The sequence below is a fragment of the Pseudomonas sp. Sample_20 genome (genome assembly GCF_004307585.1).
GTDB classification, from domain to species: Bacteria; Pseudomonadota; Gammaproteobacteria; order Pseudomonadales; family Pseudomonadaceae; genus Aquipseudomonas; species Aquipseudomonas atacamensis.
On the sequence record NZ_RCOA01000016.1, the window covers coordinates 91,857 to 98,299 of the forward strand.

Here is a 6,443-nt window from a genome sequence, read left to right on the forward strand (position 1 = left end):
GCCGGCACATCCAACATTGAAGTTGGCTGACAGACCGCTTTCGCGAGCGGGCTCGCTCCCACAAGAGTATTGCGTTTGGCTCAGGCGCCGGGGTTAGACACCCAGGTAATCGAGGATCCCTTCAGCCGCATTGCGCCCTTCAAAGATCGCCGTCACCACCAGGTCGGAACCGCGCACCATGTCGCCACCGGCGAAGATTTTCGGGTTGCTGGTCTGGTGCTTGTACTGACCTTGCTCAGGCGCAACAACGCGGCCCTGGCTGTCGGTCTGGATCTCGAACTGTTCGAACCACGGTGCCGGGCTCGGACGGAAGCCGAAAGCGATGACCACGGCGTCGGCCGGGATGATCTCTTCGGAACCCGGGATCGGCTCGGGGCTACGACGGCCACGGGCGTCCGGTTCGCCGAGACGGGTCTCGACCACTTTCACGCCTTCGACCTTGTCTTCACCGACGATGGCGATCGGCTGGCGGTTGTAGAGGAATTTCACGCCTTCTTCCTTGGCGTTCTTCACCTCTTTGCGCGAGCCGGGCATGTTCGCTTCGTCACGACGATAAGCGCAGGTCACCGACTTGGCGCCCTGACGGATCGAGGTGCGATTGCAGTCCATCGCCGTGTCGCCGCCGCCGAGCACCACAACCTTCTTGCCTTTCATGTCGACGAAATCTTCCGGCGACTTTTCAAAGCCCAGGTTGCGATTGACGTTGGCGATGAGGAAGTCCAGCGCGTCATAAACGCCTGGCAGGTCCTCACCGGCAAAGCCGCCCTTCATGTAGGTGTAGGTGCCCATGCCCATGAACACCGCATCGTACTCGGCGAGCAGTTGTTCCATGGTCACGTCTTTGCCGACTTCGGTGTTGAGACGGAACTCGATGCCCATGCCGGTGAAGACTTCGCGACGATTGCTCAGCACGGTCTTTTCCAGCTTGAACTCGGGGATGCCGAAGGTCAGCAGGCCACCGATTTCCGGGTTCTTGTCGAACACCACCGGGGTTACGCCGCCACGCACCAGCACGTCGGCACAACCCAGACCCGCCGGGCCTGCGCCAATGATCGCCACGCGTTTGCCGGTCGGTTTGACCTTGGACATGTCCGGGCGCCAGCCCATGGCGAACGCGGTGTCGGTGATGTACTTCTCGACCGAACCGATGGTCACCGCGCCGAAGCCGTCGTTGAGGGTGCAGGCACCCTCGCACAGACGATCCTGCGGGCACACCCGGCCGCAGACTTCCGGCAGGGTGTTGGTCTGGTGCGACAGCTCGGCGGCCTGAAGGATGTTGCCCTCGGCCACCAATTTGAGCCAGTTTGGAATGAAGTTGTGCACCGGGCACTTCCATTCGCAATACGGGTTGCCGCAACCCAGGCAGCGGTGGGCCTGATCGGCCGACTGCTGGGGTTTGAACGGTTCGTAGATTTCAACGAACTCTTTCTTGCGTTGACGCAACAGTTTCTTCTTCGGATCCTTGCGCCCGACATCGATGAACTGGAAGTCGTTATTCAGACGTTCAGCCATTGTTAAAACCTCATCAAACTCTTCAGGCGCATATCACTGCGGGTTGGCACGAGTGCTGGAAAGCAGGGTTTTCAAGCTGGCAGCCTTGGGCTTGACCAACCAGAAACGCCGCAAGTAATCGTCGAGGTTCTCAGCGAGCTCACGACCCCACTCGCTGTCGGTTTCGGCGACGTACTCGTTCAGCACGTTCTGCAGGTGGCTGCGATAGGCTTCCATCGCCTCGCCGCTGATCCGCTGGATCTCCACCAGTTCGTGATTGACCCGGTCAACGAAGGTGTTGTCCTGATCGAGCACGTAGGCGAAACCACCGGTCATGCCAGAGCCGAAGTTGTAACCGGTCTTGCCCAGCACGCAGACGAAACCACCGGTCATGTACTCGCAGCAGTGATCGCCAGTGCCTTCCACAACCGTGTGGGCACCGGAGTTACGCACGGCGAAACGCTCGCCTGCGGTGCCGGCGGCGAACAGCTTGCCGCCAGTGGCACCGTACAGGCAGGTGTTGCCGATGATGGCGCTTTCCTGAGTTTTATAGACGCTGCCCTTCGGCGGCACGATGACCAGCTTGCCGCCGGTCATGCCTTTGCCGACGTAGTCGTTGGCGTCGCCTTCCAGGTACATGTTCAGACCGCCGGCGTTCCACACACCGAAGCTCTGCCCGGCCGTGCCTTTGAAACGGAAGGTGATCGGCGCCTTGGCCATGCCCTGGTTGCCGTGCTTGCGCGCGATTTCGCCGGAGATCCGGGCGCCAATCGAACGGTCGCAGTTGCAGATATCCAGCTCAAACTCAGCACCGCTGAGGTCGTTGATCGCCGACGAGGCCAGCTCGACCATCTTCTCCGCCAGCAGACCTTTGTCGAACGGCGGGTTGCGCTCAACGCCGCAGAACTGCGGTTTGTCCGCCGGGATGTGATCGCTGCCCAACAATGGCGTCAGGTCCAGGTGATGCTGCTTGGCGGTCTGGCCTTCGAGGATTTCCAGCAGATCAGTGCGACCGATCAGCTCTTCGAGGGAGCGCACACCCAGTTTGGCCAGCCACTCACGGGTTTCTTCGGCGACGTAGGTGAAGAAATTCACCACCATGTCGACGGTGCCGATGTAGTGATCCTTGCGCAATTTCTCGTTCTGCGTCGCGACGCCAGTGGCGCAGTTGTTCAGATGGCAGATGCGCAGGTATTTGCAGCCCAGTGCGATCATCGGCGCGGTACCGAAGCCGAAGCTCTCGGCGCCAAGGATCGCGGCTTTGATCACGTCGAGGCCGGTTTTCAGGCCACCGTCGGTCTGCACTCGGACTTTGCCGCGCAGGTCGTTGCCGCGCAAAGTCTGGTGGGTTTCAGCCAGGCCGAGTTCCCACGGTGCGCCTGCGTATTTGATCGAGGTCAGCGGCGAAGCACCGGTGCCACCGTCGTAGCCGGAAATGGTGATCAGGTCGGCATAGGCCTTGGCCACACCGGCGGCGATGGTGCCGACGCCCGCTTCTGCTACCAGCTTCACCGAAACCAGCGCCTGCGGGTTGACCTGCTTCAAGTCAAAGATCAACTGCGACAAATCTTCGATCGAATAGATGTCGTGGTGCGGCGGTGGCGAAATCAGGGTCACGCCCGGCACTGCGTAACGCAGCTTGGCGATCAGCCCGTTGACCTTGCCGCCCGGCAGTTGCCCGCCCTCGCCCGGCTTGGCGCCCTGGGCGACCTTGATCTGCAGCACTTCGGCGTTGACCAGGTATTCCGGAGTTACACCAAAACGACCGGTGGCAACCTGCTTGATTTTCGAACTCTTGATGGTGCCGTAACGCGCCGGATCTTCACCACCTTCGCCGGAGTTGGAACGCGCACCGAGGCGGTTCATGGCTTCGGCCAGGGCTTCGTGAGCTTCCGGCGACAGTGCGCCCAGCGAGATGCCGGCGGAGTCGAAGCGCTTGAGCACCGACTCCAGCGGCTCGACTTCACTGATGTCCAGCGGCGTGTCGAGGGTCTTGACCTTGAACAGGTCGCGAATCATCGACACCGGACGGTTGTCCACCAGCGAGGTGTATTCCTTGAACTTGGCGTAGTCGCCCTGCTGCACAGCGGCTTGCAGGGTGTTGACCACGTCCGGGTTGTAGGCGTGATATTCGCCACCGTGGACGAACTTCAGCAGACCGCCCTGCTGGATCGGCTTGCGCGGACTCCAGGCTTCGACGGCGAGCGCTTTCTGCTCGGCTTCGATGTCGACGAAACGCGCGCCCTTGATCCGGCTCGGCACGCCACGGAAGCTCAGCTCGCAGACTTCTTCAGACAGACCAATGGCCTCGAACAGCTGCGCACCACGGTACGAAGCGATGGTCGAGATACCCATCTTCGACAGGATCTTGAGCAGGCCTTTGGTGATGCCCTTGCGGTAGTTCTTGAACACCTCGTAGAGGTCGCCCAGGACTTCACCGGTACGGATCAGGTCGCCCAGCACTTCGTAGGCCAGGAACGGATACACCGCCGAGGCGCCAAAACCGATCAGCACCGCGAAGTGATGCGGGTCACGGGCGGTCGCGGTTTCAACGAGGATGTTGGAATCGCAACGCAGGCCTTTCTCGGTCAGGCGGTGGTGCACGGCACCGGTCGCCAGCGAGGCGTGGATCGGCAGCTTGCCCGGTGCGATATGGCGGTCGCTCAGGACGATCTGGGTACGCCCGGCGCGCACGGCTTCTTCAGCCTGATCGGCAACGTTGCGGATCGCCGCTTCGAGGCCGAGGCTTTCGTCGTAGTTGAGGTCGATGATCGCCCGTTCGAAACCCGGACGGTCGAGGTTCATCAGCGAGCGCCACTTGGCCGGCGAGATCACTGGCGAGCTGAGGATCACGCGCGAGGCGTGTTCCGGCGACTCCTGGAAAATGTTGCGCTCGGCACCGAGGCAGATTTCCAGCGACATCACGATCGCTTCACGCAGCGGGTCGATCGGCGGGTTGGTGACCTGCGCGAACTGCTGGCGGAAATAGTCGTACGGCGTGCGTACACGCTGGGACAGCACGGCCATCGGCGTGTCGTCGCCCATCGAGCCCACGGCTTCGTAACCTTGCTCGCCGAGCGGACGCAGCACCTGATCACGCTCTTCGAACGTGACCTGATACATCTTCATGTACTGCTTGAGCTGATCGACGTCGTAGAAAGCCGAACCGTGGTCGTTGTCTTCCATGGTCGCCTGGATGCGCAGGGCGTTCTTGCGCAGCCATTGCTTGTACGGATGACGGGATTTCAGACGGTTGTCGATCGCATCGGTATCGAGGATCTGCCCGGTTTCGGTATCCACGGCGAAGATCTGGCCCGGGCCGACGCGACCCTTGGCGAGCACGTCTTCAGGCTGGTAGTTCCACACGCCGATTTCCGAGGCGAGAGTGATGAAACCGTTCTTGGTGGTCACCCAGCGCGCCGGACGCAGACCGTTACGGTCGAGCAGGCACACCGCGTAGCGACCATCGGTCATCACCACGCCGGCCGGGCCGTCCCACGGCTCCATGTGCATCGAGTTGTACTCGTAGAACGCACGCAGATCCGGGTCCATGGTTTCGACGTTCTGCCACGCTGGCGGAATGATCATGCGCACGCCACGGAACAGGTCGATGCCACCGGTGACCATCAGTTCGAGCATGTTGTCCATGCTCGATGAGTCGGAACCAACACGGTTGACCAGCGGGCCGAGTTCTTCCAGATCCATCAGATCGTTGGTGAACTTGGTCCGCCGGGCCTGTGCCCAGTTGCGGTTACCGGTGATGGTGTTGATTTCGCCGTTGTGGGCGAGGAAGCGGAACGGCTGCGCCAGCGGCCATTTCGGCAGGGTGTTGGTGGAGAAGCGCTGGTGGAACACGCAGATCGCGGTTTGCAGGCGCTCGTCACTCAGGTCCGGATAGAACGCGGCCAGGTCGGCCGGCATCATCAGGCCTTTATAGATGATGGTCTTGTGCGAAAAGCTGCAGATGTAATGGTCGGTGTCAGCGGCGTTGGCCACCGACGAACGGCGACGGGCGCTGAACAGCTTCACGGCCATGTCCTGATCGCTCAGGCCTTCGCCGCCGATGTAGACCTGCTCGATCTGCGGCAGACGCTCAAGGGCGAGGCGGCCGAGGACGCTGGTGTCGATCGGCACTTTGCGCCAGCCGATCAGTTGCAGGCCTTCGGCGAGGATCTCGCGGTTCATGTTCTCGCGAGCGGCTTCGGCCTTGGCCGGATCCTGATTGAAGAACACCATGCCCACAGCATATTGCTTGGGCATATCGACGCCGAAGCTTTCCTGGGCAATGGCTCGCAGGAAGGCGTCGGGTTTTTGAATCAGCAGACCGCAACCGTCACCGGTCTTGCCGTCGGCATTAATCCCACCGCGGTGGGTCATGCAGGTCAGGGCCTCGATGGCCGTTTGCAAAAGGGTATGACTGGGCTCGCCCTGCATATGAGCTATCAGGCCGAAACCGCAGTTATCCTTGAATTCATCTGGTTGGTACAGACCTGCTTTCATAGACACTTTCTCACCAGGCTGCCTCTATTCGAGGCAAATTTCTTTTCAATTCAACCACTTGCGTTCCGCGCCGAACGTACGCCGGCTTAGCGGGGGCAAAAGGGTGGTCATTGTACACAGCGACACAGAGGCTCACAAATTTGACGACGAACTGTCGCAAATTCATGTCGCATTTGTGAAAGGTTTAAAGCGATCTGCTGTGCTAGTCAAAACTTTTTTAAATTCTGACCGCAACGACTCAAAAACTACTGTGACGCAGACACCACAAGGCACGCGGCCGCAGGGACGGTTGGCGCTTGCTGGCGAACCGCGTTGCACGCCAACGTGTGCGAGGCAAGGCGCGGGATGCTGCCAATGGTTGTTCCCTTGGCAAATCCCGCAACGCAGCCTCGCACACGTTGGCGCGCAACCCGAAGGGACGCGCCCCATTTTTCGCTGGGCAGCGTTGCTCG

At 60.8% G+C, this 6,443-nt stretch carries 2 protein-coding genes; both read right to left on the reverse strand.

Annotated features, from left to right (window positions below; translation table 11 throughout):
* Window positions 1-93: 93 nt before the first annotated feature.
* Window positions 94-1,512 carry an FAD-dependent oxidoreductase gene (locus D8U70_RS02535; RefSeq protein ID WP_007909438.1) on the reverse strand — a complete coding sequence of 473 codons (1,419 nt, stop codon included), beginning with the start codon at window positions 1,510-1,512 and terminating at the stop codon, window positions 94-96.
* Between the two features lie 33 nt (window positions 1,513-1,545).
* Window positions 1,546-5,991 carry a glutamate synthase large subunit gene (gene gltB, locus D8U70_RS02540; protein WP_122747978.1) on the reverse strand — a complete coding sequence of 1,482 codons (4,446 nt, stop codon included), beginning with the start codon at window positions 5,989-5,991 and terminating at the stop codon, window positions 1,546-1,548.
* Between the last annotated feature and the right edge of the window lie 452 nt (window positions 5,992-6,443).